The following is a 26,126-nucleotide window of genomic DNA, read 5'->3' as shown; positions in this document are numbered from 1 at the left end:
CGAAAGGAATAAATATTCCAACAGGCATTCGAGGAGGGTGTTCACCGCATGAGCCTGGCTTTCCGCGAACGGCACCGGCATTGGCCGCGCCGCTTGACCCTGGCCCTGTGCCTGCTGGCCGCTCCGGCCTTTGCACAGGCGGCCCCACCGCCCGACCCGGGTGCGCCGCTGCCCTATGTGATCGGCCTGCACGAGGCCTATCTGACCCCGCAGTACTGGGCCGCGCGCCTGGACAACGCCGATGCGCCGATTCTGGATCGCGCGCAGATCGAAGCACAGAACGCGCGGATGCGGGCGCAGGACAGCCACATCCAGGACATCGCCGCACTGCCCGCCCAGCTTGATGCGGCGACGGTTCGCGCCAGCATCACCGCGCTGTCGAGCTGGCCCACCCGCGCCCTCTACAACGACAAGGGCCAGGCGATCGCACCCGCGCTGCGCAGCGCGATCGAAGCCAACCTCGGCCTCGATGCGATCCCTGCCAAGGTGGCACCGGCCTACGGGCTGGTGGTGAAGCGCGCGGCACTGCGTACCTTCCCCACCCGCGAGCGGGTCTTCAGCACTGCCGGTGACACCGACATCGACCGCTTCCAGGAATCGGCACTGTTCCCCGGCGACAAGGTCGCCGTGGTCCACCGCAGCGCCGACGGCCGTTGGCTGTTCGTGCACAGCGAGCGCTACAGCGCGTGGATCGAAGCCGACGCCATCGCCGGCGGCGACAAGGCCACGGTGCTCGGCTACGGCGCAAAGGGCCCGTACCGGATCGTCACCGGCGCCACCGCACAGACCGCCTATACCCCGGAGGAGCCGCGCGTCTCGCGCCTGCAGCTGGACATGGGCGTGCGCCTGCCGGTGCTGGCCGACTGGCCCGCTTCAGAACCGGTGAACGGCCAGCAGGCCCACGCCTCGTGGGTGGTGCAGTTGCCGGTGCGCGAAGCCGATGGCCGCCTGAAGCTGGTACCAGCGCTGCTGCCGCGCTCGCAGGACACCGCCGCCGATTACCTGCCGCTGACCCCACGCCTGTTGCTGCAGCAGGCCTTCAAGTTCCTCGGCGAGCGCTACGGTTGGGGCCACGACTACGACACGCGCGACTGCAGCGGTTTCGTTTCCGAGATCTACCGCAGCTTCGGCGTGCTGCTGCCGCGCAATACCAGTGCACAGGCGGTCAGCCCGGCACTGGATCGCCTGCCCTTCACCGACAAGGTCGGCAAGGCCGCGCGCGACCGTGCGGTCACCGACCTGAAGGTCGGCGACCTGGTCTACATCCCCGGCCACGTGATGATGGCCATCGGCCACGTCGACGGCCGCACCTGGGTGATCCACGATACGGCGGGCGGCAGCTGGTTCGGTGCCGACGGCACGCGCGTGCAGGCCCATCTCAATGGTGTTTCGGTCACGCCGCTGGAGCCGATGATGGCCAGCGACACCGTCCGCTACATCGACCGCATCACCAACATCCAGCGCCTGCGGGCCAAGACTCCCGAATGAAGATCACCGCCATCGAACTGGGCATGCTGCGCGTGCCGTTGAAGACACCGTTCAAGACCGCGCTGCGCACGGTGGAAACCGTGGAAGACGTGGTGGTGCTGATCCGCACCGACAGCGGCAACACCGGCTATGGTGAAGCCCCGGCCACCGCCGTGATCACCGGCGATACGCACGGCTCGATCATCGAGGCGATCCGCCACTTCATCGCCCCGCGCCTGATCGGCCAGGACGTGGTCAACCTCAACCACCTGTGCACGCTGGTGCAGACCGCGATGGAGCGCAACACCAGCGCCAAGGCCGCGGTGGAGATCGCCCTGTACGACCTGTGGGCGCAGCTGCACGGTGCGCCGCTGTACCAGATGCTCGGCGGCGGCGACCCGGTGATCACCACTGACATCACCATCAGCGTGGACTACATCGACAAGATGGTGGCCGATTCGTTGTCAGCGATCGAACGCGGCTTCGAGTCGTTGAAGATCAAGGTCGGCAAGGACATCGGGCTGGACATCGAACGGGTCAAGGCGATCCATGCCGCCGTGGAAGGCCGCGCCCTGCTGCGCCTGGATGCCAACCAGGGCTGGACCGCCAAGCAGGCGGTGCATGCGATGCGCACGCTGGAGGAAGCCGGCGTGGTGCTGGAGCTGCTGGAGCAGCCGGTGAAGGCCGCGGACATCAGTGGCCTGAAGTACGTCACCGACCGCGTCAACACGCCGGTGATGGCCGACGAAAGCGTGTTCAGCCCCAGCCAGGTGATGGACCTGATCCAGCAGCGCGCGGCCGACATCATCAACATCAAGCTGATGAAGACCGGCGGCCTGTCCAACGCGATCCGCATCGCCGACATCGCCGGCATCTACGGCGTGCCGTGCATGATCGGCTGCATGATCGAATCGAGCATCAGCGTGGCTGCGGCTGTGCACCTGGCCGTGGCCAAGAGCGATGTGATCACCAAGGTCGACCTCGACGGTCCCTCGCTGGGCCAGTTCGACCCGGTCAGCGGCGGCGTGCATTTCAACGAATCGGAGATCAGCATCAGCGACGTGCCGGGGCTGGGCATTACTGAGGTGCGTGGGCTGGAGATGCTGGGGTGATTTCTGCCTTGCGGCTGACGTTGCGTGCCACTGGCGCTGGGTCGCGCGTTACTTTTCTTTTCGCGAAAAGAAAAGTAACCAAAAGAAACGCTCCGCCGGCCGCTAGCCGGTGCTACGCACCGGTTCCCTGCGCTCCTCGGCCCGTCGAGGGACGGCGCGGGAACTCGCTACGCTCAGACACCCGCGCCTCTTCGCCCTCGCCGGACCTGCGGTGCCCGGCTCGCTTGAAGGCGGACTCAACGTCAAAAGCAACAACTGCGCTCCGTAACCTCTTCGAGGCTGGAACCCGCTCGACCCATTCCATGACACGCTCTACGCTGCCAGCCGCAACGCGCCCACACATGCCCGGACACCCCGCATGCCGCCCCTGCTGAAGATCCGCACCGAGCGCGGGCAGATGTCGGCCATCGAGCGCCGCATCGCCGACTTCATCCTCGACAACGCCCACCTGCTGCGCGACTACTCGTCACAGCAGCTGGCCAGTGCGCTCGGCATCAGCCAGTCCAGCGTGGTGAAGTTCAGCCAGAAGCTCGGCTTCAAGGGCTACCCGGACCTGAAGTACTCCATCGGCCAGGACGTCGCCCGCGCCGGTGCCGATCCGCAGCAGGCGCCCGACGAACCCGACAGCGGCGATGACTACCTGCGCCTGGGCGAGGCGCTGCGCCGCAGCAAGGCGCAGGCCGAGGAGGAAACACGCCAGGCCAATCCACGCGCGGAGATCGAGCGCATCGTGCAGCTGCTCGACGGTGCGCCCAAGCTGTTCGTGTACGGCCTGGGAGACGACGGCCTGTTCGCCCGCGAGTTTGCCATGCGGCTGTCGCTGCTTGGCCTGCTGGTGGTACCCCACACCGACCCGATCCTGATGCTGGCCAACCTCTCGGCCGCGCGCCCGGGCGATGCGCTGCTGGTGTTCTCCGAATTCGGCAACCTGCCGCAGCTATCGCAGCTGTCGCGCCAGTTCCAGGACATGGGTGGCAAGATGATTTCCATCACCCGCCATACCGCCAACCCGCTGCGCGCGCATGCTGACGCAGCGCTGGTGGTGTGCGCGCACGATCGCACGCCGCAGGTCGCGCAGCTGCTGTACCGTAGCGCCATGCACGCCCTGCTCGATTTCCTGTTCGTGCTGCTCTGCCACACCAATCCGGACCGCCAGCAGCAGCTTGCGGTGAACCTGGAGCGGATCGACCACCTGCTGGATTCCTGACCGGAGCACCTGTTGATGAAATCACTGGTCCGTCTCGCTACCGCTGCACTGCTGCTTGCTACGGCGGTGTCCGTTCACGCGGCGCCGCTGGATGGCGCGCGCCAGCTGATCGTGGTCACCAGCGAAGGCTGGGACAGCACCCAGGGGCAACTGCAGGCCTATGTGCGCGACGGCAAGGGCTGGCACGCGCATGGACAGGCGTTCCCGGTGGCGCTCGGCCGCACCGGCAGTGCCTGGGGCCTGGGCCTGCACCCGGCGCAGGCCGACGGCCCGCAGAAGCAGGAAGGCGATGGCCGCAGCCCGGCCGGCATATTCGCGCTCGGCAGTGCGTTCGGCTATGCCGTCACCCGCCGCGGCACCGCCATGCCCTACCAGCCGATGCTGGACAGCAGCTACTGCATGGACGTGCCCGGTTCGCCGTTCTACAACCGCATCGTTGATGAAAAGAAGGTCGGCAATGCAGCGGTCAAGGGCTCCACCGAGCCGATGCGGCTGGATCTGCACAACAAGGGCGACGTGCGCTACCGGGAGGGCTTCGTGATCGCCCACAACCCGCACAACCAGCCCGGCAAGGGCAGCTGCATCTTCGCCCATCTGTGGCGCCAGCCCGGCGAGGCCACCGCCGGCTGCACGGCCATGCCGCAGGAACGCATGCAGGCACTGCTGGACTGGCTGCGGCCGCAGGACGCGCCGCGTTTCGTGCTGCTGCCGCGCGCCGAGTACAGGCGACTGCAGGCGCAATGGGAGCTGCCTTCATTGAATGGAGACGGCCATTGAGCGCACAGGACGAACCGCAGCTGCAACGCGCGGTCAGCCGCTGGCAGATCGTCGGCCTGTCGATCAACGATGTGATCGGCAGCGGCATCTACCTGCTGCCGGCCGCCACCGTCGCCCTGCTCGGCCCCTTCAGCCTGTGGGGCGTGGTCGCCGCCGGCATCGTCGTGGCCTTGCTGGTGCTGTGCTATGCGCAGGCCGCCAGCTACTTCGATGAACCCGGCGGCAGCTACCTGTATGCACGCGAGGCGTTCGGGCGCTTCGCCGGTTTCGAGATCGGCTGGATGATCTGGCTGACCCGCATCAGCTCGGCGGCCGCACTCAGCAACGCGCTGGCCGATGCCGTCGCGCGTTTCTGGCCGTGGGCCGGTGCCGGCATGGGGCGCATCGCGGTGATCGTGGTGTCACTGGGCTTCCTGACCGGCGTCAACATCATCGGCGTGCGCTCGGCCGCGCGTACCGGCGTGGTGCTGGTGATCGGCAAGATGCTGCCGCTGCTGCTGTTCGTGGCCATCGGTGCGTTCTACATCGACCCACAGCTGGCCTTCTCCGGCCAGCGTCCGGACCCGCATGACCTGCAGCGCATGGGCGAGGCCGCCTTGCTGCTGCTGTACGCCTATGCCGGCTTCGAGAACATCCCGGCCGCCGCCGGCGAGTACCGCAATCCGCGTCGCGATATTCCGTTCGCGCTGATCACCATGATCATCACCGTCACCGTCATCTACGGCGCGGTGCAGGTGGTGGCACAGGGCACGCTGGTCGGCCTGGCCAGCTCGGCCACGCCGCTGGCCGATGCCGCTGCCGGCTTCGGCGGCGAAGCACTGGCGCTGATCCTGACGGTCGGCGCCACCATCTCCATCCTCGGCACCAACAGCAACACGATGATGATGGGCCCGCGCTTCCTGTTCGCACTGGCCCGCGATGGCTATGGGCCGAAGATCCTGGCGCAGGTGCATCCGCGCTTCCACACGCCGGCCGCGTCGATCCTGTGCCAAGGCCTGATCGCGCTGGGCCTGGCCCTGTCCGGTTCGTTCGTGCAGCTGGCCCTGCTGTCGATGACCACGCGCCTGTTCGCCTACATCGGAACGGCCGCTGCGGTACTGGTGCTGGCCAAGCGCTATGCGGACCGGCCGGGCGCACTGAAACTGCCGGGTGGCCCGCTGATTCCGGTACTGGCGCTGCTGCTGTGCCTGGCCCTGTTCGCCAGTGCCAGCTGGCAGAACATCGCAGCTGCACTGATCGCGTTCGCCATCGGCGCGGTGATCTACAAGCTGCCGCGCAAGGATGCCGACGCCGGATGACCGGTAGCGCCGGGCCATGCCCGGCGGATTGATCTGGTGATCACGCTGCCGGACCGGGCCGTTAACCGCCACGCAGGCACGATCAGGCTTCGTCCACAACGGAGCCTTCCATGACCGAGTACCAGATTCCCGGCCGCGTACCGGACGACAGCACGCCGCGCGATGCGGTCAGCAACTACTGGCGCGAGCGCTACACGGCCGAGCCGTACTACGACGACCAGCTGTTCTTCGAGGACTACGAGCCGGCCTACCGCATCGGCCACGCCGCGCGTGCGCAGGACATGATCCGCGCCTACGAACAGGTCGAAGCCGAGCTGGAATCGCGCTGGGCCAATGAACGTGGCCGCAGCCGGCTGGAATGGGCGCAGGCACGCAATGCCGTGCGCCGTGGCTGGGACGACGCGCACCTGGCGGACCCGCTGTTGAAGCGATAGCGCCATGCTTCTGTAGAGCCGGGCCTACGCTCGGCTCTCGCACCACGTCTGTAACGTCGAGCCATGCTCGACTGAGCCGAGCATGGCTCGGCTCTACACCGGATCGATCATTCCTGTTCCGGCAGCGGCGGCACGATCGCGCTGTGCTTGCTCCCGCCACCACCGGCGGCGATCAGGTCGCGGGTGTTCTTCTGCACGGCCACCGCGCCGAACAGCGACAGTGCATACGCCATGCCGTAGAAGCCCTTCTCGCTCGGTGCCAGCGTGGCATTCCACAGGCCAACCAGCAGCAGCATCAGCGCCGACAGCAACGCGAACCAGCACAGCGCGTAGTACAGGCCACTCACCGCAATGCCTTCAACGCGGTCGCGCACGCTCTTCTGCAGCGACACCGCCGCGAACAGGCCGAACAGCAGCAGGGTCAGGTAGTAGCCCTTCTCGTTGAGCGCCATCGTGGCATTGAACAGGCCGATCAGGTAGGCCGCCGCACCCAGCAGCAGGGCCACCCATGAGGCGGCGATGAAGGCGGTGGAGGGCTTGTGGGGCATGGCAGTGTTCATTGCAGGTCCTTGGCAGGCAGACGGGCACGCTTTGCCCGGGCGTGCCCACCCTAGACGATCCCGCCGCGCTCGCACAGGGGTCGCAGGACCTTCGGGCCACGACGCTCACGGCGCCAGTGGTATACAAGGGACAGCCCGGCCATCCGCATCCCCGCACTGGAGATACCCATGACCCGCACGCCCCTGCTGCTCGCCCTCGGCCTTGTGCCGATCCTTGCCACCTCCGCCTGCAATGCCGCCGACCCGGCCGCCAACGGCGCCCAGACCGCAGCGCCCGCAGCCTCCACCACTGCCGACCAGCGCCCGTTCACCGCCACCGAAATCAGCCGCTTCGACCAGCCGTGGGCGATGACCTTCCTGCCGGACGGCAGCCTGCTGGTCACCGAAAAGCGCGGCAAGCTGCAGCACCTGGACCTGGCCAGCGGCCAGAAGCATGAGATCACCGGCGTTCCGAAGGTCGCTTACGGCGGCCAGGGTGGCTTCGGTGACGTGATCCTGCACCCGCAATTCGCGAGCAACCACGTGATCTACCTCAGTTATGCCGAGGAAGGCACGCTGGACACCCGCGGCGCTGCCGTGGCCCGTGCCACGCTGGCGCTGGACGCCAACGGTGCCGGCCAGCTGAAGGACCTGAAGGTGATCTGGCGGCAGAGCCCCAAGGTCAGCGGCGAGGGCCACTACGGGCATCGCCTCGCGTTCGGCCCCGACGGCAAGCTGTGGATCAGTTCCAGCGAGCGCCAGAAGTTCGATCCGGCCCAGGACATGGGCGGCAACCTCGGCAAGATCGTCCGTCTCAACGACGATGGCAGCCTGCCCGCCGACAACCCGTTCGCCTCACAGGGCGGCGTTGCCGCGCAGGTGTGGTCGCTGGGCCACCGCAACATTCTGGGCATGGCCTTCGACGCGAACGGCAAGCTGTGGGCACACGAGATGGGCCCGGCCGGCGGCGACGAACTGAACCTGATCGTGCGCGGCGCCAACTACGGCTACCCGATCGTTTCCAATGGTGACCATTACGACGGCCGGCCGATTCCCGACCACGACACGCGCCCGGAATTCGCCGCGCCGAAGGTGACCTGGACGCCGGTGATCTCGCCGGCCGGCTTCGTGATCTACAGCGGCAACCTGTTCCCGCAGTGGAAGGGCAGCGGCTTCATCGGTGGCCTGTCGTCGACCTCGCTGGTGCGTGTGGCCTTTGACGGCGACGGCGCGCGCGAAGCTGAGCGCTTCAGCATGGGAGAGCGCATCCGCGAAGTGGAACAGGGTCCGGATGGCGCCCTGTGGCTGCTGGAAGACGGCAGCAAGGCGCGCCTGCTGAAGCTCACCCCGAAGACCTGATGCCCCGGTAGTGCCGGCCGCTGGCCGGCACCTGGATCCTTCCGGCATCCGGCGGTTGCCGGCCAGCGGCCGGCACTACCCTGCCAAACGGCCCCGCACGCGGGGCCGTCTGCGTTTACTGGATGGTGATGACCTTCACCTCGGTCTTCGTGCAGGCCTGGTCCAGGCACTGGCCGCTCAACCACACCTGGCCGCTGCCGATCATCACGCCCTGCTGGTTGACGAACACCTTGCCGAAGTCCTGCTCGGACACCGCCTTGACCACCTCCGGGGTGATGATCTTCTCGTAGTTGCGCTGGAACTCTCCGGGGCCGGAGATCTTCTTTCCGCCGCTGATGTTCAACGGGAATCGCACTTCCTCGACCACCGCAGCGCGATGCCCGCCAACCACGGCGGTCTTGAACGCATTGAAGACCTTCTCGAACTGCGCGGCATCGCCAAGCAGCGACTCGATGCGCGCACGCGCATCCGCGGCGGGCGCCTCGGCTGCCGGTGCGGGCGGTGCTAAGTCGGCGGGTCCAGCAGCCGGCGCTGTCGGTTCAGCGGCAGGCGTCGCTGCCGCGCTGGCCTCCATCGGCGGCGGCGCATCCGCCGCAGGCTCGGCCGGCGGTGCCGCCGGCTGCGAACAGGCGGCCAGCATCAGGGCGGGAATCAGGTAGGCCATCCGGCGCATGCGCGCACTCCATCGAAACAGGAGGCCCGATGGTAGCGCCGCCACAGTGACGGCAACAAAAAGGGGACGGAGGGGATTAAGTCGTTTGTGCCACTAACGACTTAATCCCCTCCGTCCCCTTTTTCTTCAATCAGGCCTTCAGCAGTTCGAACTGCACCGCTTCGCCAGCCGCCGAGGACGCGCACACCCACAGGTCGAACAGGCCCGGCTCGGCACGCAGCACGCCGTCGCGGCCGGTAAACGCCAGCTGCTCGCGGGTCAGGGTGAACACCACGTCGGTCGACTCGCCCGGCTGCAGTGCCACCTTGCGGAAGTCCTTCAGTTCGCGCACCGGACGCACGCGGCTGGCCACACGGTCGTGGATGTACAGCTGCACGACTTCCTCGCCAGCAACGCTGCCGGTGTTGGTCAGCGTGGTGGTGATGGTCAGGGTGTCGTCCCAGCCGAGCTGTGCAGTGCTCAGCTGCGGCACGCCGTAGGCGAAGGTGGTGTAGCCGATGCCATGGCCGAACGGGTACAGCGGTTCGTTCGGAATCTCGCGCCAGCGGGCCTTGAACTCCGACATCGTTGGCAGTTCCGGGCGACCGGTGCGCGGGTGGTTGTAGAAGTACGGCTGCTGGCCGGACACCTGCGGGAAGCTGACCGGCAGGCGGCCGGACGGGCTGTAGTCGCCGAACAGCACATCGGCCACGGCATGGCCGGTCTGCGTGCCCAGGTACCAGGTCACCGCCACAGCCTGTGCATTGCGCACCGCGCCCTGCAGCGCCAGCGCGCGGCCATTGCGCAGCAGCACCACCAGCGGCTTGCCGGTCATCGCCACGGCCTCGGCCAGCGCCTGCTGTGCCGGCGGCAGGGTGATCTCCACGCGCGACTGTGCTTCGCCGCTGTAGCGCTGCGGTTCGCCCAGCGCCAGCACCACCACATCGGCGCGCAGCGCGGCAGCCACCGCCGCTTCGGTACCGCCCGGAATGGCCGCTTCCAGTTCGCAGCCCGGCACGATTTCCAGCATCGCTTCGTCGCCGATGGCGGCACGCACGCCGGTCTCCAGGTCCACGTAACGCTGCTTGTCGCCGAACAGCGTCCAGCAGCCTTCGATGTTCTCGCGGTCCTGCACGAACGGGCCGATCAGCGCGATCTTCTGCCCGGTCTTCTGCAACGGCAGCACGTTGTCGCGGTTGTTCAGCAGCACGATCGAACGCCGCGCGGCGTCGCGCGACAGTTGGTCATGCGCGTCGAGGTACGAGGTATCGGCTTCGCGTGCCGGGTCAAGCGAACGGTACGGGTCGTCGAACAGGCCGATGGTTTCCTTCAGCCACAGGATGCGCCGCACGCCCTCATCCAGCACCGCCATCGGCACCTCGCCGCTCTCGACCAGGCCCGGCAGGTGCTCAGCATAGAAGCCGCTCTGCATGCTCAGGTCCAGGCCGGCGGTGAACGCCTTGGCGGTGGCATCGCGGTCGTCGGCGGCATAGCCGTGGGCGACCAGCTCCATGTCAGCGGTGTAGTCGGAGATCACCACGCCCGGGAACTTCCATTCGCCGCGCAGGATGTCGGTCAGCAGTTCAGCGTTGGCACTGGCCGGCACACCGTTGATGTCATTGAACGAGGACATCACGGTGATCGCGCCGGCGTCGAAGGCGGCCTTGAACGGTGGCAGGTGCACGTCGCGCAGGGTCTGCGGCGAGATGTCCACCATGTTGTATTCCATGCCGGCCATCACCGCGCCGTAGGCGGCGAAGTGCTTCGGCGTGGCCAGCAGCGAATCGGCGGCGCGCAGGTCGCTGCCCTGGAAGCCGCGCACGCGGGCGGCGGCGAACGCACAGCCCAGCACCACGTCCTCACCGGCCCCTTCGGCGCCACGGCCCCAGCGCTGGTCGCGGGCGATATCCACGGCCGGGGCGTAGGTCCAGTGCAGGCCAGCGGCCGTGGCCTCGATGGCGGTGGCGCGCGCGGTGCGCTCGGCCAGGTCCGGCTCGAAGCTGGCGGCCTCGCCCAGCGGAATCGGGAACACGGTGCGCATGCCGTGGATGACGTCGGCGGCCAGGATCACCGGGATGCCCAGGCGGCTCTCCTCGGTGGCGACCTGCTGGATGCGACGGCCCAGCTCGGCGCCCACGCCATTGAACAGCGAGCCGACCTTGCCCTCGCGCACCTGCTGCAGCACCTGGTCGGCATTGCGCACGTTGGCTTCCGGGTTCACGTCCGGGGCGAACGGGCGGACCATGTCCGCGAAGACACCCAGCTGGCCGACCTTTTCCTCGACGGTCATCTGGGCAATGAGGGATTCGATGCGTTCGGAGGCCACCGGCAGTCCTTGATGAAAACGTTTACAAGCCCGGCATTCTAGCGATCCCGAGCCATTTGGCGAGAGGTTTCTTCATTCAGTTTCAGCCACCAGCGGGGTCCGTATGGCTCCGCCGGGGCCACCGCAGCTTACTCCGAGCCGGCCAACTGGCGCTGCCCGGCCATCAACATGGCGTCGCTGGACGCCTGGAACACGCGCAGCCCGAAGGCTGGCAGGATCGCCAGCAGGTGGTCGAAGATGTCCGACTGCACGGCCTCGTACTCGCCCCAGGCGGTGCTGCGGGTGAAGCAGTACAGCTCCAGCGGCAGGCCCTCGGTGGTCGGCTGCAGCTGCCGCACCAGCAGGGTCATGTCGGTATGGATGCCCGGATGGCTGCGCAGGTAGCGCTCCACATACGCGCGGAACGTGCCCAGGTTGGTCACCCGGCGGCTGTTGACCTCGGCCATGCCCTGCTCGCGCAGGCGCCCGTTCCACTGCCCCAGTTCCTGTTCCTTGTCGCGCAGGTAGTCGCGCAGCAGCGCGACCTGGCCGAGGAAGGCCAGGTCGCCCTCGTCCAGGAAGCCGACGCTGTGCTGGTCCAGGTACAGCGCGCGCTTGATCCGGCGGCCACCAGCTTCCTGCATGCCGCGCCAGTTCTTGAACGACTCGGTCACCAGCTTCTTGGTCGGGATGGTGGTGATGGTCTTGTCGAAGTTCTGCACGGTGATGGTGTGCAGCGCGATGTCGATGACGTCGCCGTCGGCGTTCTGGCTGGGCATCTCGATCCAGTCGCCGATGCGCACCCGGCCATCGCCGCTGATCTGCACGCTGGCCACCAGCGACAGGATGGTGTCCTGGAAGATCAGCATCAGCACCGCCGTGGCCGCGCCCAGGCCGGTGACCAGATAGCGCAGGTCGACGCCCGCCAGGGTGGCAACGATCGACAGGCCGGCGATCACGAAGAGGACGATCTTGGCGACCTGCAGGTAGCCCTTGATCGGCTTGTTGCGTGCCTCGGGGCGGCGCTCGTACAAATCGTTGGCCGCATCCAGCGCATGCGAGATGGCCAGCACCACGGTCAGGATCGCCCACGCCTGGCAGGCGCCGATGATGAAGCTGACCAGGCCCGGCGGCAGGTCCGGCACGATGCGGATGCCCGAGGCGATCACCTGGCTGGGCACCACGTTGGACAGGCGCGAGATCACCCGCATCAGATGGCTGCCGCGGCCGGTGTCAGCGCCGGGGAGGCGGCTGAGCAGGCGCCGCAGGCCACGCAGCAGGATGCGCTTGGTCACCCAGTTGGCCAGGCCGGCCGCGATCAGCAGCGCCGAGATCATCAACGCCAGGTAGGCGCCGGGATAGGGTTCCAGTGTGTTCTGCAGCCGTTCCAGCCACTGTACCGCCACCACCGCATCCACCATCAGTTGTCTCCTGTCTGTTTCGTTGTTGCCAAGGTTGCTGGCCAGCGGCCGGCACTACCGGGGTTTCCCGCCGTCAGCCGGATTTACCGGGTCAGTCCCGCGAGCGTTCGATGATCACGCCCACCGCGCGCGCGCCGCGCACCGCGCCCGGTTTGCTCAGCTTCAGGCGCAGCCACTTCACGTCGAATTCGTCCAGCACGATCTGCGCGCAGCGCTCTGCCAGCGTCTCGACCAGGCCGAACTCCGACTCGCGCACGAACTGCTCCAGGCGCTTGCTCACCGCCTTGTAGTTCAGGGTGTGGGCGATGTCATCGGTGGCTGCGGGGCGACGGTTGTCGAAACCCATTTCCAGGTCGAACACCAGGTCCTGGCGGATCCGTCGTTCCCAATCGTAGATACCGATCAGGGCGTCGATCGTCAGCCCTTCGATGAAAACCTTGTCCATTGCGCTTACCGGCACGAATACAGGCGGCCATGGTAACGGCACGGCGGTGAGCCTGCCCGGAACGGGCGGTGGGCCACCGGCGTGGGGCGGCCCGGAAAAAACAAAGGGCCCTGCTAGCGGGGCCCTTTGGTACTACCGTTTGTCCCCAGGGGGAGCTGGAATCCAGCCGCGAGTCCCGGTGGCGCAGGCACGCAGATTAGGCAAGGACCAGATCGCCGGTCAAGGCCAAATCCGACAGGACAGGTCAGGTATTCGTCCGAGGCAAAACGCAGAAAATCAGCCGCGCGGACAAGGACGTTCCCTGATGGTCGCCGCCGCCCACTCTCGCGAACATCGATCCCTCCTTCACCACCGCACATGACGATGGCTCCATACGATGTACTGCGGCGCGCGTTGTCAGCGGAGCGTCTGTCTACTTACGAGAGAATCGCATCGACCTGCGGCCCCGACGTCACAGCCGAATCCCTCTACCTCTGGAACATGCGGCTGTGCAGTGCACTGATGATGCCGGTCCATCTGTGCGAGGTGGTCACCCGCAACGCCGCGGCAATGGTTCTTGTTCGGCAGCACGGTCCACGTTGGCCCTGGAATGATGCCTTCAGACGCAGGCTGCCAACTTCGTCCAGTACTTCTCCACGCACGGCACTGGAACAACTTGCCAGTCGCGCAAGCGATACACCTGAAATCGTCGCCAACCTGCCTATGGTGTTCTGGCAGCAGCTATTCACATGTCGCTTCGATTCCACGCTGTGGATACCGGCACTCAGCGGAGTCCTGCGCCATGCGCCTTGCGCCCACCCCAGTGTCATCCGGAAAGCCATCCACGCGGATATTGGCCGCATCCGCCACCTGCGCAACCGCATCGCCCATCACGAGCCCATCCTCGAGCGCGACATCGGCGCCGACCTGGCCGCGATCGGGCGGCTGATCCATGCCCGCTGCCCACACACCCTTGGCTGGCTGCAGCGCCATGAGCGGGCGACAACCGTGCTGGCGGCGTCGCCGTTGGCAGTGCATCGGTAATGCGTCCGCCGGGCATGGCCCGACGCTATCGGTTCACACCGCCGGCAGGGTCGCCATGTCCCAGCGCGGGGTCACATCCACCTTCGGCGGGCTGTGCTGGCCAGCCTGCAGCCGCAGCGCGCCAGCGAAGGCGATCATCGCGCCGTTGTCGGTGCACAGTGCAGGCCGCGGGAAGCAGGCGCGGCCGCCGAGGCGCTCGGCCATCTGCTGCAGGCGGGCGCGCAGGCGCTTGTTGGCACCTACACCGCCGGCAACCACGATCACGTTGGTCCCGGCCGCTTCCAGCGCGCGCTCGCACTTGATCGACAGGGTCTCGACCACCGCGTCCTCAAAGCCCCGGGCAATATCGGCGCGGGTCTGCTCGCTCTGGTCGCTGTCGCGCCAGGCCATCAGGACCTGGGTCTTCAGGCCGGAGAAGCTGAAATCCAGCCCCGGGCGGTCGGTCATCGGCCGCGCGAAGCGGTACGCGCCCGGCGTGCCCTGCTCGGCCAGCCTGGCCAGCTGCGGGCCGCCCGGGTACGGCAGGCCCATCAGCTTGGCGGTCTTGTCGAATGCCTCGCCAGCCGCATCGTCCAGGGTTTCGCCCAGCAGCCGGTACTGGCCGATCGCATCCACCGCCACCAGCTGGGTATGGCCACCGGACACCAGCAGCGCAACGAACGGGGCCTGCGGCGGGTCGTCTTCCATCAGCGGTGCCAGCAGGTGCCCTTCCATATGGTGTACGCCGACGGCCGGGACCTCCAGCGCCCAGGCCAGCGATCGGGCCACGCCCGCACCCACCAGCAGCGCGCCGACCAGGCCGGGACCGGCCGTATAGGCGACGCCATCGATATCGCCTACACCCAGACCGGCGTCGGCCAGGGTCTGGCGCACCAGCGGCAGCAGCTTGCGGACGTGGTCGCGGCTGGCCAGTTCGGGCACCACGCCACCGTATTCGGCGTGCAGGGCGATCTGGCTGTAAACCGCATGGGCGCGCAGGGCTGCGCTGCCGGCCAGGTCGGTGTCATACACCGCCACGCCGGTCTCATCACAGGAAGATTCGATGCCAAGGACTCGCATGCCTGCTATTATGACGCCCCTGCCGTCCCCTCGGGGAGCGTGCAGATCTCACTGCTTTCGAACCGCCGGCCCGTATTCAGGGTTGGCCGCTTGCAGTTTGTCGATTCGCCGCTATAATGTGCGGCTCGCCGGGCGTGACCCGGTTCTACTGTGTCCCGGAGATTCCATGCCCAGCGTCAAAGTCCGCGAGAACGAGCCCTTCGAGTTTGCTCTTCGCCGCTTCAAGCGCACTTGCGAAAAGGCCGGTGTGCTGGCCGAAACCCGCAAGCGCGAGTTCTACGAAAAGCCGACCCAGGAGCGCAAGCGCAAGGCCGCCGCTGCTGTGAAGCGTCAGCTGCGCCGCTCGTCGCGCGACGTCACCAAGCGTCAGCGCCTGTACTGATCGGACGCATCTTCATTGCGGCGGGCCTGCCCGTTGCGATGGAGCCGAAGCCGGCACGCGCGAGCGTCGCCGGCTTTTTGCGTTTCCGGGTTCGGGCATTCGCCCCGCCCCACCTACCACCACGAGGTTCCTCATGAGCATGAAGCAGCAGCTCACCGAAGACATGAAGGCCGCCATGAAGGCGGGCGAGAAGCACAAGCTGGGCGTGATCCGCCTGATCAATGCCGCCATCAAGCAGCGCGAAGTGGACGAGCGCATCGAGCTGGACGACACCGCCGTGATCGCCGTGCTCGACAAGATGGTCAAGCAGCGCAAGGACTCGGTCAGCCAGTACGAAGCCGCCAACCGCGAAGACCTCGCCGAGATCGAGCGCGCCGAGATCGTGGTCATCGAAGCCTACCTGCCGGCCAAGATGGGCGAAGCCGAGATCGTGGCCGCCATCCAGGCCGCCATCGCCGAGACCGGCGCCTCCGGCCCGGCCGACATGGGCAAGCTGATGGGCGCCCTGAAGCCCAAGCTCGCTGGCCAGGCCGACATGGGCCTGGTGTCCAAGCTGGTCAAGCAGCAGCTGGCGTAATCCGGTACACGGAGTCGGATCCCTTTCGCAACGCGAAAGGGCTCTGGCCCCATTGATGCACCCGCTTCACCGCACCTTCGTCGGTCGCCTGCTACAACCACACCCATGGTTGAACCCGAGCCCAACGTTCCCGTGTCCCTGCACAAGTACCTCAAGCGCCTGCAGGACAGCTTTCCGATGGCGGTGGCCAAGCGCTTCATCGACGTCGACGTGCTGACCCAGGCCGCCTCCGTTTCCTTCTACGCCCTGCTGTCGATGGCCCCGCTGCTGGTGCTGCTGCTGTGGTTGACCGCTTCGCTGTACCCGCCGGCACAGCAGGCGCTGATCGACCAGATCAGCTCGGTGGCTGGCAGCAGCGCGGCTACGGTGGCCGAAACCGTCCTGAAGAACGCCGACAACCAGCCCGACGTCGGCTCGTTGGCGGGGCTGTGGAGCACGCTGCTGCTGTTCGTCGGCGCCACCGCCGTGTTCGCGCAGCTGCAGAACGCGCTCAACCTGATCTTCCGCACCAGTGGCGAGCGCCTGGAGGGCATCAAGGCCTGGCTGCGCAAGCGTGTGTTCTCGTTCGGCGTGGTGCTGGCCCTGGGCTTCCTGCTGATCCTGTCGATGACGGCCACCACGGTACTGCAGGTGGCCTTCGCGCAACTGCCCTCGATCCTCCCCGCGCTAGGGTACGTCACCAGCCTGCTGCTGTACGCGGTGGGGTTCGCCTTCATGTACCACTACCTGCCCGACCGCCGCGTGGCATGGCGCCAGGCCTTCATCGGCGGTGCCATCACCTCGGCGTTGTTCGCACTGGGCCGCTACGGCATCGGCGTCTACATCGCCACCGTGGCCCCCGGCAGTGCCTACGGCTCGATGGGTGCGCTGGTGATCTCGCTGGTCTGGATCTACTACGCCACCGTCGTGTTCTTCGTTGGCGCCCTGATGACGGCGGTGATCGATGAGCGCCTGCGCGCGCGCCATCACCTGGCCGCCGCCGGCATCGATCCGGCCACCGCCAGCTAGGTGCCCGACAGGGGGTAAACTAGGCCGACCGCCCCCGGTTCCGTCGCGTGGTCCTGCACCGCGCCCTGCCCTGTTGCCCATGGCCCGTATCCCCGACGCTTTCATCGACGACCTGCTCGCCCGCACCGACATCGTCGAGGTGGTGGGCAGCCGCGTGCCGTTGAAGCGCCAGGGCAAGGAATACGCCGCACGCTGCCCGTTCCATGACGAGCGCTCGGCGTCGTTCACGGTCTCGCCCACCAAGCAGTTCTATCACTGCTTCGGCTGCGGCGCGCACGGCACCGCGATCAGCTTCCTGATGAACTACGACCGCCTCGAGTTCCTCGACGCGGTGGATGAGCTGGCCAAGCGTGCCGGCATGGAAGTACCGCGCAACGAAAACCCGCGCAGCCCCCAGCAGCAGGACGACAGCCGCGAGCTGTACTCGGCGCTGGACGCCGCCACCAGGTTCTTCCAGAAGAATCTGGAAGGCAGCGAGAAGGCACGCGCGTATCTGGAAAGCCGTGGCGTGGACGAAGCGAACCGCGCGCGCTTCCAGATCGGCTACGCACCGGATGGCTACAGCGGCCTACGCGATGCGCTGGGCAAGGACGAGCGCCGCATGAAGCTGCTCGACCGCGCAGGCCTGTTCTCCAAGAATGATCGCGGCCACGTCTACGACAAGTTCCGCGACCGGGTGATGTTCCCGATCTTCGACCGTCGTGGCCGGGTGATCGCCTTCGGCGGGCGCGTGTTCGAGAAGGACGACGGCCCCAAGTACCTCAACTCGCCCGAAACCGCGCTCTTCCACAAGGGCCGCGAACTGTACGGCCTGTGGCAGGTGCGCCAGGCCAACCAGAAGATCGAGCGGTTGATCGTGGTCGAGGGCTACATGGACGTGGTCTCGCTGTTCCAGTTCGGGGTCACCCAGGCGGTGGCCACGCTGGGTACGGCGACCACGCCGGACCACGCCGAGCTGCTGTTCCGCAACGCACCGGACGTGTTCTTCTGCTTCGACGGCGACGCCGCCGGCCGCCGCGCCGGCTGGAAGGCCCTGGAGTCGGTGCTGCCACGCATGAAGGATGGCCGCCAGGCCTTCTTCCTGTTCCTGCCCGATGGCGAGGATCCGGACACCATCGTGCGCAAGGAAGGCGCCGAGGCCTTCAACGAGCGCCTGAAGCAGGCCACGCCGCTGTCGCAGTTCTTCTTCGATGAACTGACCCGCGAGATCAACCTGGGCACGCTGGACGGCAAGGCGCGCCTGGCCGAACGCGCAAAGCCGATGCTGGCGCAGATTCCCGACGGTGCCTTCGGCGACCTGATGAAGCAGCAGCTGGCGCAGCTGACCGGCCTGGGCGGCACTGCCCAGGCCACGCGCGCGCCGATGCCGCAACGCCAGCCACAGCGGACGATCCAGCCGGTGGCCAGGCGCAGCCTGGTGCGCGGCGCGATCGCCGTGCTGCTGCAGCAGCCGTCGCTGGCGCTGACCCTGGGCGGAAAGCATCACTTCCAGGGCCTGCGACTGCCGGGCGTGGAGCTGCTGCTGGAACTGCTGGGGCTGGTCGAACAGCGCCCGGACATCAGCACCGGCGCCCTGCTGGAACACTTCGACGGCCGCGAGGAACAGGCGTCGCTGCACACCCTGGCGGCACAGACCCTGCCTGGCACCGAGGCCAGCTGGACCCAGGAACTGCACGACGCGGTGGCACAGCTGGAGAAACAGCTGCTGGTGCAACGTCTGGAGGAGTTGTTGGCAAAGCAGCGCCAGCAGGGCCTGGATGATACTGACAAATACGAACTGCGCGAGCTGCTGAAGGCCCGCGCCGGGCTGCGCCTGTAGCGGCAGAATGTTTTCACGGAGAGGACCATGCTGCTGCGCCTGACCTGCCTGCTGTTGTTGTCGCTCTGCCTGCCACTGGCGGCCCTGGCCGCAGATGGCCCGCTCAGGGAAGTCCGGCCGGGCCTGTATGCCGGCGGCCAGCCCTCCGCCGCACAACTGCGCGAACTTGCCGCGCAGGGCGTGCGCACCGTGATCGACCTGCGCCAGCCCGGCGAGGACCGGGGGTTCGACGAAACGCGCGTTGCCGAATCATTGGGCCTGCGCTACGTGCGCATTCCGGTGGCCGGTGCCGAGGGGCTCGATGCCGCCAACGTGCGCGCCGTGCACCAGGCCCTGCGGCAGAGCCAGGGGCCTGTGCTGCTGCACTGTACGTCCGGCAACCGCGCCGGCGCCGTGCTCGGCCTGGTCAACGCACGCTACGAACATGCCAGCCCCGAACAGGCCCTTCAGCTGGGCCAGCGTGCTGGCCTGACCTCGCTGGAAGCCGCCACCCGCCAACGCCTGGCCACGCCATCCATTTCGCCCTGACTCCACCGCACCAAGGACTCTGCCCACCATGACCCGCTGGTGGTCGCGCCTGCGACCGGACAACTTCACCCTCGCCCTGCTGTGCACCGTCGGTCTGGCCTCCCTGCTGCCGATGAAGGGCGCCGCCGCCATCGTCCTCGACGATGTCACCACGGTCGCCATCGCGGCATTGTTCTTCCTGCATGGCGCACGCCTGCCGCGCGAGTCGATCATCGGCGGCATGCTGCACTGGCGGCTGCACCTGACCATCCTGGCCTGCACCTTCCTCCTGTTCCCGCTGCTGGGGCTGATGTTCAAGCCGCTATCGGGCTGGCTGCTGACCCCGGAGCTGTACCTGGGCGTGCTGTTCCTGTGCACCCTGCCCTCCACCGTGCAGTCGTCCATCGCGTTCACCTCGATGGCGCATGGCAACGTGCCCGCAGCGGTGTGCAGTGCCTCGTTGTCGAGCATTCTCGGCGTATTCCTGACCCCGCTGCTGCTGACCGCGCTGGCCGGCACCTCCGGCGGCGTGCACGACCCGCTGCATGCGATCGGCGGCATCATGCTGCAGCTGCTGGTGCCGTTCGTGGCCGGCCACCTGCTGCGGCCGTGGATTGCCGGCTGGGTGGAGAAGCAGCGCGCGCTGCTGCGCTACACCGATCAGGGCACGATCCTGCTGGTGGTGTATTCGGCGTTCGGCGAAGCGGTGACCGAAGGGTTGTGGAGCAAGACGCCGCTGCTTTCGTTGCTGGCCGTGGCCGTGGTGGCTGCCGTGCTGCTCGGCATCGCCATGCCGCTGATCACCTTCATCGCGCGTCGCCTGCGTTTCAACCGCGAGGACGAGATCGCCATCGTGTTCTGCGGCTCGAAGAAAAGCCTGGCCACCGGCGTGCCAATCGCCAAGGTGCTGTTCGCCGGCGGCAGCCTCGGCGCCATCGTGCTGCCGGTGATGATCTACCACCAGATCCAGCTGATCGTCTGCGGCGTGATCGCGCAGCGGTACGCGCGACGCAAGCCCTGACCCGATGGGGAGAACATCCACGCATGGCGTGGATCTACTGCAGAGCCGAGCCCACGCTCGGCTGACACCTGTGATCCGGAGTAGATCCACGCCATGCGTGGATGGCTTGCCTGACGCTACGGATCCACCAGCGTCCCGACGCTCAGTTCCGGCATCCATACCCATAGGTCGTGCTGCCGGCCTGCATGGGCATCGACCCGAGGCCCACGGGCCACCCGTTCGGGCAATGACCGCGCCATGCAATGGTCCGCGCACGCCCACGCCTGGCCACGCAGTGCACCCAACCGCACGCTGTAGATATCCAGGTCCCGCAGCTGGGAGGCCATCGGCCGCCTCTGCATTTCCGGCGGCATACCTTCCGGCCGCCGCAGCATGGCGTGGACATTGCCAGTCAGCACCAGCATGCGTGCATTGTCTGGCAACCCTCGATAGAGCCGTCGCAACTCGGCTGCCATGAAGTCATCGCGCGCCTGGTTGCCGCCACTGCTGGCATTGACGTCATAGCCAACCACTTCGATCACGCGCCCCTGCGCCTTCAGCACACGCAGGCCTTCGATCATCGCCAGCATGTCACGGCTGCGGCGACCATCATGCTGGTCATCGCGCACGGTCCAGAACGCGCGGCCGCGCAGGTGCCGGCGCGCCGTGGCCCCGCCATCGGATTCCAGATAGCCGCGCAGCACAGGGTTCTCGGCGCGTGGCAGTTCCAGCGCCAGCAGGACCGGGCCGTTGCGGCTGTAGTCGTCCACCAGCTGGCGTACCAGCAATGGGGTCTCGCGGGTGCCGTGGAATTCGCCCAGTACCAGCAGGCGGTGCTCACCGGCATGCTGGCGGATCTGCGCGGCGGTGTCATCGGCATGCGCGGTGAGGGCCACACCCAGCGCCAGCAGCAGCGCAGCGGTCCAACGGAAGATCGAATGCATCCCTGCGCCTTCCTTTCCTTTGCGGTCAGGAACAGCAATGGCGACGCCGCTGGAAGAGATCAAGTGTAGAGCCGAGCCCACGCTCGGCTGCTCTTCCAACCACCCCTCAGCCGAGCATGAGCTCGGCTCTACAGGTGGCGCTTTACAACCAGGGCAGGATCCAGTGGTCCACCAGCAGGAAGGCGAACAGCGCCATCAGGTAGACGATGGAGTAATAGAACATCTTCATCGAGAACAATTCGTCCGGCGGGTTGAGCATGCGCCAGGCGTACCAGAGGAACACGGCGTTGAGCACGATCGCGCCGCCCAGGTAGAACGCACCGCTCATGCCCACCAGGTACGGCAGCAGGCAGACCAGCGCCAGCACCACCGAATACACCATGATCTGCTTGCGGGTGTGCGCCACGCCGTGGGTCACTGGCAGCATCGGGATCTCCGCCTTCGCGTAGTCCTCGCGGCGGAAGATCGCCAGCGCCCAGAAGTGCGGCGGGGTCCAGATGAAGATGATCAGCACCAGCAGCGACGAATACGCCCAGTCCGACGAACCCTGCATGCCGGTCACCGCGGCCCAGCCCAGCATCGGTGGCATCGCGCCGGCCAGGCCACCGATGACGATGTTCTGCGAGGTCGCACGCTTGAGGTACACGGTGTAGATCACCGCGTAGCCGATCAGCGAGGCGAAGGTCAGCACGGCGGTGATCAGGTTCACCCACAGCACCAGGATGGTCATCGACAGCACGATCAGCACGCCGGCAAACACCAGCACCTGCCATGGCTTGACCTTGCCCACCACCAGCGGACGCCACGAGGTGCGCGCCATCTGCGCATCGATGTGCGCGTCCAGCAGCTGGTTGATGGCGGCTGCGGCCGAGGCCGCCAGCCAGATGCCGAGGAAACCGAGCAGGCCGGCGCGCACCTGCTCCCAGCTGGGCACGCCCGGGATTGCCAGGACCATGCCGACCAGGGCGGTGAAGACGATCAGGGCAACGACCTTGGGCTTGGTCAGGTCCCAGTACTGGCGGTAATTGGAAAACATGGAGTCAGTCCGGGGCGCGCAGGCGGGCCAGCAGGCTGACCAGCACGAACAACAGGGCAACGGCCACGCCGTTGTGGGCCACCGCCACTTCCAGTGGCAGCGCCAGCTTCACATTGAGGATGCCGAGGGTGACCTGCAACACCAGCAGCGCGATCAGCGCGCTGGCCCAGCCGCGCATGCTCGGCAACCGGAACAGGCGCACGCCCAGCCACAGCAGGTAGATGGCCACCACCGCCGCGAACAGGCGGTGCGCCATCTGGATGGCGATACGCGAGGCGCCATCCAGCACGCCGCCTTCGTAGTCCACGCCGATGCCACGCCACAGGGTGAAGCCTTCGACGAAGTTGTGCTGCGGCCACCACTGGTTGGCACAGCGCGGGAAGTTGTCCAGCGATGCACTGCCGCCGCCGCAGGCCAGCGCCGCGTAGTTGGCACTGACCCAGCCGCCGAGTGCGATCTGGGTGACCAGCACCGCCAGGCCGATGCGCAGCAGCCACTTCAGCTTCGGTGCCTCGGCCAGAGTGATCGGCATGTGCGTCGCACGCCAGGCCATCCAGGCCAGCAGCGCGAACATCAGCATGCCGCCCAGCAGATGGCCCATCACCACGATGGGCTTGAGCAGCAGGGTCACCGTCCACATGCCCAGCAGGGCCTGGAAGATCACCACCGCCAGGGTCAGCAGTGCAGCGCGTGCCAGGTCGATGTTGCTCCAGCGCAGCGCGGCGATCAGCAGGATCGCCTCGCCGACCAGAGCCAAGGTACTGGCGGTGCCATGCCAGCCCATCATGTACAGCGGTATGCCGGCGGCCACCAGCACGCAGGCGGTCACCACCGCCGTGCTTCCGAATCGCCGCTTGCGCGTGGCCAGCAGCGCCAGGGTCAGGATCTCGATGCCCAGTGCGCCGGCCAGGAACCGGTGCACCTGTTCACGCCAGGCCTTGTGGGTCTCCAGCGGGCGGATCTCCGCCGCCGGGTGGCCGATGGTCTCTTCCACGTGCTGCGGCCAGGTGGCCTGGCCATAGCAGGTCGGCCAGTCCGGGCAGCTCAGGCCGGCATCGGACAGGCGCACGAAGGCGCCGAACATGATCGTGCTCGCGGTCATGATCATGGCGAACCACGCCAGGCGGTGGAAATTGCGGTGCAGCGCCGGACGCGCGGAAAGGCTCATCAAACGGGACTCACTTCAGTTTCAGCAACGTGGCCATGTCCTTGCGCAGGCCGCCCAGATCACTACCGGGGGCATGGCGCATGATCACGAAGCCGTTCGGATCGATCACGTAGACCGGCGGTCCAGCCGGATCATCGACGCCGGGCAGCGCCGCGCGCAGGGCTGGCGACGGAGCCAGCGGCCGCAGCGCGGGCAGCGAGGCGATCGACGCCGGTGGCGTTCCCAGCCACAGGATCTCGACATTATCGGCGTTATGGCCGAACAGCTGCCACACCTTGCCCAGTCCCTGCGACAAAGTGACGCACGGCGCGTCGCAGGCGCCGGACGGTGCCACCAGCAGGCGCCAGGTACGGGCTTCGGGGTTCCACGGGTAGGGCTGGCCGTTGGCCAGGGTTGGTGCCTGCTGGCGCAGGTCCACGGGCGGCTTCAGCAGTTGGCCGGCATTGCGGTGCCCGGTGGGCTGCCAGCCAGAGAAGCGCAGCACGGCGGCCAGCGCCATCGCCCCGAAGAACACGGCAAACAGCAGCACCAGGGTCCGGCGGCCGGAGCCGCGCGCCTGCGGGGACGTAGCAGTGTTCATGCGGGGCATTTTCTCATGGTTGGGTGAGGGATGCGGGTGTGACGCTGCGGTAGTGCCGGCCGCTGGCCGGCATCCAGGAATGCGGGGGTTGCAGGCCAGCGGGCGGCACTACCGGGCAGCACGTCGCCTGCGCCACTCCAGTACCAGCACGACCACCAGCACGGTCAGGGCCAGGCCGAACCACTGCACGGCGTAGCCCAGGTGGCGCTGCGGCGGCAGCGTGTTCGGTAGCAGGTCCAGGTCGCGCTCATCGCCGAAGGGCAGCGCCGGGTCCAGGCGCAGGACCCGTTCCGGCAACGCCGGCACACCCAGTGCTGCGGCCAGGCCCTCGGCCGGCAACCGGCTGGCCAGCCAGCGCCCCGCCTCACTGGTGGCAGAAAATGCCGGCCCCAGCACCAGTCCCGCCGACGGTGGCGGCGCGAGCAACCCGCGCACGGCCACCGGCGAAGGCGGCGACGGCACCTCAGGAAGCGTGCGATCCGGCGGCAGCGCGCGCCAGCCCAGATCGACCAGCAGCACGCTGCCCTCGTCACTGCGGAACGGGCGATAGATCTTCACGCCGGCGCGGCCATGCCGGATCTGGTTGTCCAGCAGCACCACGCCGGGCAGGAAGCGGCCATGGTCGACCACGCCATGCAACGCGCCCGGTGCGGCCAGCGCCTGGGCCAGCGACAGCGTCTGAGCCACGGCTGGACCCTGTGCATCCAACATTGCCTGTTTGGCATGCATGCGCTGCAGCTGCCACAGCCCCAATGCGGTGAATCCGGCCATCGCCAGCACGGCCAGCAGCCATCCGAACACGCGCGTGTGCTGGCGCATCATGACAAGTCCGCGCAAACGCGGTCAGATAGGCACATCCACCCTGCCCTCGAGGCGCGCATGAGTGATTCGCTGAAGACCCTGCTGGTAATCGCGTTTCTGATCGTCATCGTCTGGAATCTGGGCGCCGGCCTGTACTACCTGCTGGTCGACCGCGGCCAGACCAAGCGCACGGTCAACGCGCTGACACGTCGCATCGCGGTGTCGGTGGCATTGATCGTACTGGTGATCGTGAGCATCTACATGGGCTGGATCAAGCCGCACGGCGTCGGCGGCTGAGGCCACCGATGCGTGCGCGGTCAAAGCACGTAGACGAACAGGAACAGCATCAGCCACACCACGTCGACGAAGTGCCAGTACCACGCGGCGGCTTCGAAACCGAAATGGTTGTCGCGGGTGAAGTGTCCCTTGGCCGAACGCAGCCACATCACGATCAGCATGATCGTGCCCAGCAGCACGTGCGCGCCGTGGAAGCCGGTCAGCATGAAAAAGGTTGAACCGTAGATGCCCGAGCCGAGCGTCAGGTTCAGTTCCTTGTAGGCGTGGATGTACTCCTCCGCCTGCAGGGTCAGGAAGCCCAGGCCAAGCACCACGGTCAGGCCCAGCCAGATCAGCAGCTGGCGGCGGTTGCCGGCCTTCAGCGCGTGGTGGGCGATGGTCAAGGTCACGCCGGAGGTCAGCAGGATCAGCGTATTGATCAGCGGCAGGCCCCAGGCCGGGATGGTCTGGAACGCGCCACCGATCGCCGCCGGCCCGTTGGTCGGCCAGCCGGCGGAATAACCCTGCCAGAGCAGCTCGTTGGTCATCACCCCGCGGCCTTCGCCGCTCAGCCACGACAGGCCCAGGTTGCGGGTGTAGAACAGCGCGCCAAAGAAGGCGCCGAAGAACATCACTTCGGAGAAGATGAACCAGATCATCCCCATCCGGAACGAGCCATCGACCTGGTGGTTGTAGTTGCCCGCCTGCGATTCGCGCACCACGTCGCTGAACCACCAGAACAACGTCAGCACCAGCATCGCGATACCGATGTAGAACGTCCAGCGCCCCCAGCTGGCATCGTTGAGCCAGCTGGCTACGCCCACCATGGTCACCATCATCGCGATGGAGCCCACGAACGGCCATTTGCTCTGGGCCGGGACGAAGTACACGTTGGCGTCGGTCGGTGTCTGGGCCATGTCGGTATCCGGG

27 protein-coding genes are annotated in these 26,126 nt (G+C 67.1%); 15 read left to right on the top strand and 12 right to left on the bottom strand.

The window, feature by feature from the left end; all coding sequences use genetic code 11:
• Positions 1-48 precede the first annotated feature (48 nt).
• The 6 genes from AC5P6A_RS19320 (at position 49) to AC5P6A_RS19295 (ending at position 6,295) form a co-directional block, all read left to right on the top strand.
• A complete protein-coding gene (locus tag AC5P6A_RS19320; RefSeq protein WP_346714979.1) occupies positions 49-1,488 on the top strand; it encodes a C40 family peptidase in 1,440 nt (479 codons plus the stop codon).
• Positions 1,485-2,579, top strand: a complete 1,095-nt coding sequence (locus tag AC5P6A_RS19315; RefSeq protein WP_005415027.1) for a dipeptide epimerase — start codon at positions 1,485-1,487, stop codon at positions 2,577-2,579. Before AC5P6A_RS19320 ends, AC5P6A_RS19315 begins: the two co-directional genes overlap by 4 nt.
• A 358-nt stretch (positions 2,580-2,937) precedes the next feature.
• Positions 2,938-3,786 carry a MurR/RpiR family transcriptional regulator gene (locus AC5P6A_RS19310; protein ID WP_019662204.1) on the top strand — a complete coding sequence of 283 codons (849 nt, stop codon included), beginning with the start codon at positions 2,938-2,940 and terminating at the stop codon, positions 3,784-3,786.
• A 15-nt stretch (positions 3,787-3,801) separates the two neighbouring features.
• Positions 3,802-4,563, top strand: a complete 762-nt coding sequence (locus tag AC5P6A_RS19305; RefSeq protein ID WP_495222364.1) for a L,D-transpeptidase family protein — start codon at positions 3,802-3,804, stop codon at positions 4,561-4,563.
• Positions 4,560-5,861, top strand: coding sequence for an amino acid permease (locus AC5P6A_RS19300; protein ID WP_171953322.1), 1,302 nt, complete (start codon positions 4,560-4,562; stop codon positions 5,859-5,861). Before AC5P6A_RS19305 ends, AC5P6A_RS19300 begins: the two co-directional genes overlap by 4 nt.
• A 110-nt stretch (positions 5,862-5,971) precedes the next feature.
• Positions 5,972-6,295: a hypothetical protein gene (locus AC5P6A_RS19295; RefSeq protein ID WP_021202945.1), complete on the top strand. Its 324-nt coding sequence runs from the start codon at positions 5,972-5,974 to the stop codon at positions 6,293-6,295.
• Positions 6,296-6,402: 107 nt separating this feature from the next.
• Here the strand turns inward: AC5P6A_RS19295 and yiaA are convergent, their stop codons facing one another.
• Positions 6,403-6,855: an inner membrane protein YiaA gene (yiaA, locus tag AC5P6A_RS19290; protein WP_171953321.1), complete on the bottom strand. Its 453-nt coding sequence runs from the start codon at positions 6,853-6,855 to the stop codon at positions 6,403-6,405.
• 168 nt (positions 6,856-7,023) lie between these two features.
• Between yiaA and AC5P6A_RS19285 the strand changes: the two genes are divergently transcribed.
• Entirely contained in the window at positions 7,024-8,193 is a 1,170-nt protein-coding gene (locus tag AC5P6A_RS19285) for a PQQ-dependent sugar dehydrogenase (RefSeq protein ID WP_346714981.1), read from the top strand.
• 115 nt (positions 8,194-8,308) lie between these two features.
• Here the strand turns inward: AC5P6A_RS19285 and AC5P6A_RS19280 are convergent, their stop codons facing one another.
• The 4 genes from AC5P6A_RS19280 to folB all read right to left on the bottom strand — a co-directional run bounded on the left by AC5P6A_RS19280 (position 8,309) and on the right by folB (position 13,016).
• The gene (locus AC5P6A_RS19280; protein ID WP_346714982.1) at positions 8,309-8,866 is read right to left on the bottom strand and encodes a hypothetical protein; all 558 of its coding nucleotides are present in this window, start codon (positions 8,864-8,866) and stop codon (positions 8,309-8,311) included.
• Between the two features lie 130 nt (positions 8,867-8,996).
• Positions 8,997-11,171 carry a glycoside hydrolase family 3 N-terminal domain-containing protein gene (locus AC5P6A_RS19275; RefSeq protein WP_171953318.1) on the bottom strand — a complete coding sequence of 725 codons (2,175 nt, stop codon included), beginning with the start codon at positions 11,169-11,171 and terminating at the stop codon, positions 8,997-8,999.
• Positions 11,172-11,299: 128 nt separating this feature from the next.
• Entirely contained in the window at positions 11,300-12,571 is a 1,272-nt protein-coding gene (locus tag AC5P6A_RS19270; RefSeq protein ID WP_346714983.1) for a mechanosensitive ion channel family protein, read from the bottom strand.
• Between the two features lie 91 nt (positions 12,572-12,662).
• A complete protein-coding gene (folB, locus tag AC5P6A_RS19265; RefSeq protein WP_005415016.1) occupies positions 12,663-13,016 on the bottom strand; it encodes a dihydroneopterin aldolase in 354 nt (117 codons plus the stop codon).
• Between the two features lie 357 nt (positions 13,017-13,373).
• Here folB and AC5P6A_RS19260 point away from each other — a divergent pair, with 357 nt between their 5' ends.
• Positions 13,374-14,039: a hypothetical protein gene (locus tag AC5P6A_RS19260; RefSeq protein WP_021202940.1), complete on the top strand. Its 666-nt coding sequence runs from the start codon at positions 13,374-13,376 to the stop codon at positions 14,037-14,039.
• 33 nt (positions 14,040-14,072) lie between these two features.
• Here AC5P6A_RS19260 and tsaD read toward each other — a convergent pair whose 3' ends face one another.
• A complete protein-coding gene (gene tsaD, locus AC5P6A_RS19255; protein WP_058981476.1) occupies positions 14,073-15,098 on the bottom strand; it encodes a tRNA (adenosine(37)-N6)-threonylcarbamoyltransferase complex transferase subunit TsaD in 1,026 nt (341 codons plus the stop codon).
• Between the two features lie 166 nt (positions 15,099-15,264).
• Here tsaD and rpsU point away from each other — a divergent pair, with 166 nt between their 5' ends.
• From rpsU to AC5P6A_RS19225, 6 genes are all read left to right on the top strand, one after another.
• Complete coding sequence (rpsU, locus tag AC5P6A_RS19250) at positions 15,265-15,480, top strand: 30S ribosomal protein S21 (RefSeq protein ID WP_002808376.1); 216 nt, start codon at positions 15,265-15,267, stop codon at positions 15,478-15,480.
• Positions 15,481-15,613: 133 nt separating this feature from the next.
• Positions 15,614-16,057, top strand: coding sequence for a GatB/YqeY domain-containing protein (locus tag AC5P6A_RS19245; RefSeq protein ID WP_005415013.1), 444 nt, complete (start codon positions 15,614-15,616; stop codon positions 16,055-16,057).
• Between the two features lie 105 nt (positions 16,058-16,162).
• Entirely contained in the window at positions 16,163-17,065 is a 903-nt protein-coding gene (locus AC5P6A_RS19240) for a YihY/virulence factor BrkB family protein (RefSeq protein ID WP_346714984.1), read from the top strand.
• A 79-nt stretch (positions 17,066-17,144) separates the two neighbouring features.
• The gene (gene dnaG / locus AC5P6A_RS19235; protein WP_180877737.1) at positions 17,145-18,884 is read left to right on the top strand and encodes a DNA primase; all 1,740 of its coding nucleotides are present in this window, start codon (positions 17,145-17,147) and stop codon (positions 18,882-18,884) included.
• Positions 18,885-18,911: 27 nt separating this feature from the next.
• On the top strand, positions 18,912-19,412 hold the full coding sequence (locus AC5P6A_RS19230) for a protein tyrosine phosphatase family protein (RefSeq protein ID WP_134735027.1): 501 nt from the start codon (positions 18,912-18,914) through the stop codon (positions 19,410-19,412).
• A gap of 28 nt (positions 19,413-19,440) precedes the next feature.
• A complete protein-coding gene (locus AC5P6A_RS19225) occupies positions 19,441-20,412 on the top strand; it encodes a bile acid:sodium symporter family protein (protein ID WP_049453414.1) in 972 nt (323 codons plus the stop codon).
• Positions 20,413-20,528: 116 nt separating this feature from the next.
• On the opposite strand, the gene AC5P6A_RS19220 is transcribed toward AC5P6A_RS19225, so the two are convergent.
• From AC5P6A_RS19220 to AC5P6A_RS19200, 5 genes are all read right to left on the bottom strand, one after another.
• Positions 20,529-21,335 carry a calcium-binding protein gene (locus tag AC5P6A_RS19220; RefSeq protein WP_164144981.1) on the bottom strand — a complete coding sequence of 269 codons (807 nt, stop codon included), beginning with the start codon at positions 21,333-21,335 and terminating at the stop codon, positions 20,529-20,531.
• Positions 21,336-21,477: 142 nt separating this feature from the next.
• On the bottom strand, positions 21,478-22,371 hold the full coding sequence (cyoE, locus tag AC5P6A_RS19215; protein ID WP_111127774.1) for a heme o synthase: 894 nt from the start codon (positions 22,369-22,371) through the stop codon (positions 21,478-21,480).
• Positions 22,372-22,375: 4 nt separating this feature from the next.
• Positions 22,376-23,539: a COX15/CtaA family protein gene (locus AC5P6A_RS19210; RefSeq protein ID WP_227854387.1), complete on the bottom strand. Its 1,164-nt coding sequence runs from the start codon at positions 23,537-23,539 to the stop codon at positions 22,376-22,378.
• Positions 23,540-23,549: 10 nt separating this feature from the next.
• Entirely contained in the window at positions 23,550-24,119 is a 570-nt protein-coding gene (locus AC5P6A_RS19205; protein ID WP_134735030.1) for a redox-active disulfide-containing membrane protein, read from the bottom strand.
• A 108-nt stretch (positions 24,120-24,227) separates the two neighbouring features.
• Positions 24,228-24,941 carry an SURF1 family protein gene (locus AC5P6A_RS19200; RefSeq protein WP_346475021.1) on the bottom strand — a complete coding sequence of 238 codons (714 nt, stop codon included), beginning with the start codon at positions 24,939-24,941 and terminating at the stop codon, positions 24,228-24,230.
• 57 nt (positions 24,942-24,998) lie between these two features.
• Here AC5P6A_RS19200 and AC5P6A_RS19195 point away from each other — a divergent pair, with 57 nt between their 5' ends.
• Positions 24,999-25,217, top strand: a complete 219-nt coding sequence (locus AC5P6A_RS19195; protein ID WP_049416782.1) for a twin transmembrane helix small protein — start codon at positions 24,999-25,001, stop codon at positions 25,215-25,217.
• A gap of 20 nt (positions 25,218-25,237) precedes the next feature.
• Here AC5P6A_RS19195 and AC5P6A_RS19190 read toward each other — a convergent pair whose 3' ends face one another.
• On the bottom strand, positions 25,238-26,113 hold the full coding sequence (locus tag AC5P6A_RS19190; protein WP_005407793.1) for a cytochrome c oxidase subunit 3: 876 nt from the start codon (positions 26,111-26,113) through the stop codon (positions 25,238-25,240).
• Positions 26,114-26,126: the final 13 nt, after the last annotated feature.

It is taken from the genome of Stenotrophomonas sp. YJH_SMC_20, assembly GCF_059367845.1.
Note: the sequence above shows the minus strand (reverse complement) of the source record. Positions and strands in the feature narration are given on the sequence as shown.

Excerpts from the sequence above, each read along its gene's own strand:
- AC5P6A_RS19320 (WP_346714979.1), top strand. The coding sequence starts at position 49 with ATGAGCCTGGCTTTCCGCGAACGGCACCGGCATTGGCCGCGCCGCTTG.
- AC5P6A_RS19315 (WP_005415027.1), top strand. The coding sequence starts at position 1,485 with ATGAAGATCACCGCCATCGAACTGGGCATGCTGCGCGTGCCGTTGAAG.
- AC5P6A_RS19310 (WP_019662204.1), top strand. The coding sequence starts at position 2,938 with ATGCCGCCCCTGCTGAAGATCCGCACCGAGCGCGGGCAGATGTCGGCC.
- AC5P6A_RS19305 (WP_495222364.1), top strand. The coding sequence starts at position 3,802 with ATGAAATCACTGGTCCGTCTCGCTACCGCTGCACTGCTGCTTGCTACG.
- AC5P6A_RS19295 (WP_021202945.1), top strand. The coding sequence starts at position 5,972 with ATGACCGAGTACCAGATTCCCGGCCGCGTACCGGACGACAGCACGCCG.
- yiaA (WP_171953321.1), bottom strand. The coding sequence starts at position 6,855 with ATGAACACTGCCATGCCCCACAAGCCCTCCACCGCCTTCATCGCCGCC.
- AC5P6A_RS19285 (WP_346714981.1), top strand. The coding sequence starts at position 7,024 with ATGACCCGCACGCCCCTGCTGCTCGCCCTCGGCCTTGTGCCGATCCTT.
- AC5P6A_RS19280 (WP_346714982.1), bottom strand. The coding sequence starts at position 8,866 with ATGCGCCGGATGGCCTACCTGATTCCCGCCCTGATGCTGGCCGCCTGT.
- AC5P6A_RS19270 (WP_346714983.1), bottom strand. The coding sequence starts at position 12,571 with ATGGTGGATGCGGTGGTGGCGGTACAGTGGCTGGAACGGCTGCAGAAC.
- folB (WP_005415016.1), bottom strand. The coding sequence starts at position 13,016 with ATGGACAAGGTTTTCATCGAAGGGCTGACGATCGACGCCCTGATCGGT.
- AC5P6A_RS19260 (WP_021202940.1), top strand. The coding sequence starts at position 13,374 with ATGACGATGGCTCCATACGATGTACTGCGGCGCGCGTTGTCAGCGGAG.
- tsaD (WP_058981476.1), bottom strand. The coding sequence starts at position 15,098 with ATGCGAGTCCTTGGCATCGAATCTTCCTGTGATGAGACCGGCGTGGCG.
- rpsU (WP_002808376.1), top strand. The coding sequence starts at position 15,265 with ATGCCCAGCGTCAAAGTCCGCGAGAACGAGCCCTTCGAGTTTGCTCTT.
- AC5P6A_RS19245 (WP_005415013.1), top strand. The coding sequence starts at position 15,614 with ATGAGCATGAAGCAGCAGCTCACCGAAGACATGAAGGCCGCCATGAAG.
- AC5P6A_RS19240 (WP_346714984.1), top strand. The coding sequence starts at position 16,163 with ATGGTTGAACCCGAGCCCAACGTTCCCGTGTCCCTGCACAAGTACCTC.
- dnaG (WP_180877737.1), top strand. The coding sequence starts at position 17,145 with ATGGCCCGTATCCCCGACGCTTTCATCGACGACCTGCTCGCCCGCACC.
- AC5P6A_RS19230 (WP_134735027.1), top strand. The coding sequence starts at position 18,912 with ATGCTGCTGCGCCTGACCTGCCTGCTGTTGTTGTCGCTCTGCCTGCCA.
- AC5P6A_RS19225 (WP_049453414.1), top strand. The coding sequence starts at position 19,441 with ATGACCCGCTGGTGGTCGCGCCTGCGACCGGACAACTTCACCCTCGCC.
- AC5P6A_RS19220 (WP_164144981.1), bottom strand. The coding sequence starts at position 21,335 with ATGCATTCGATCTTCCGTTGGACCGCTGCGCTGCTGCTGGCGCTGGGT.
- cyoE (WP_111127774.1), bottom strand. The coding sequence starts at position 22,371 with ATGTTTTCCAATTACCGCCAGTACTGGGACCTGACCAAGCCCAAGGTC.
- AC5P6A_RS19210 (WP_227854387.1), bottom strand. The coding sequence starts at position 23,539 with ATGAGCCTTTCCGCGCGTCCGGCGCTGCACCGCAATTTCCACCGCCTG.
- AC5P6A_RS19205 (WP_134735030.1), bottom strand. The coding sequence starts at position 24,119 with ATGAACACTGCTACGTCCCCGCAGGCGCGCGGCTCCGGCCGCCGGACC.
- AC5P6A_RS19200 (WP_346475021.1), bottom strand. The coding sequence starts at position 24,941 with ATGATGCGCCAGCACACGCGCGTGTTCGGATGGCTGCTGGCCGTGCTG.
- AC5P6A_RS19195 (WP_049416782.1), top strand. The coding sequence starts at position 24,999 with ATGAGTGATTCGCTGAAGACCCTGCTGGTAATCGCGTTTCTGATCGTC.
- AC5P6A_RS19190 (WP_005407793.1), bottom strand. The coding sequence starts at position 26,113 with ATGGCCCAGACACCGACCGACGCCAACGTGTACTTCGTCCCGGCCCAG.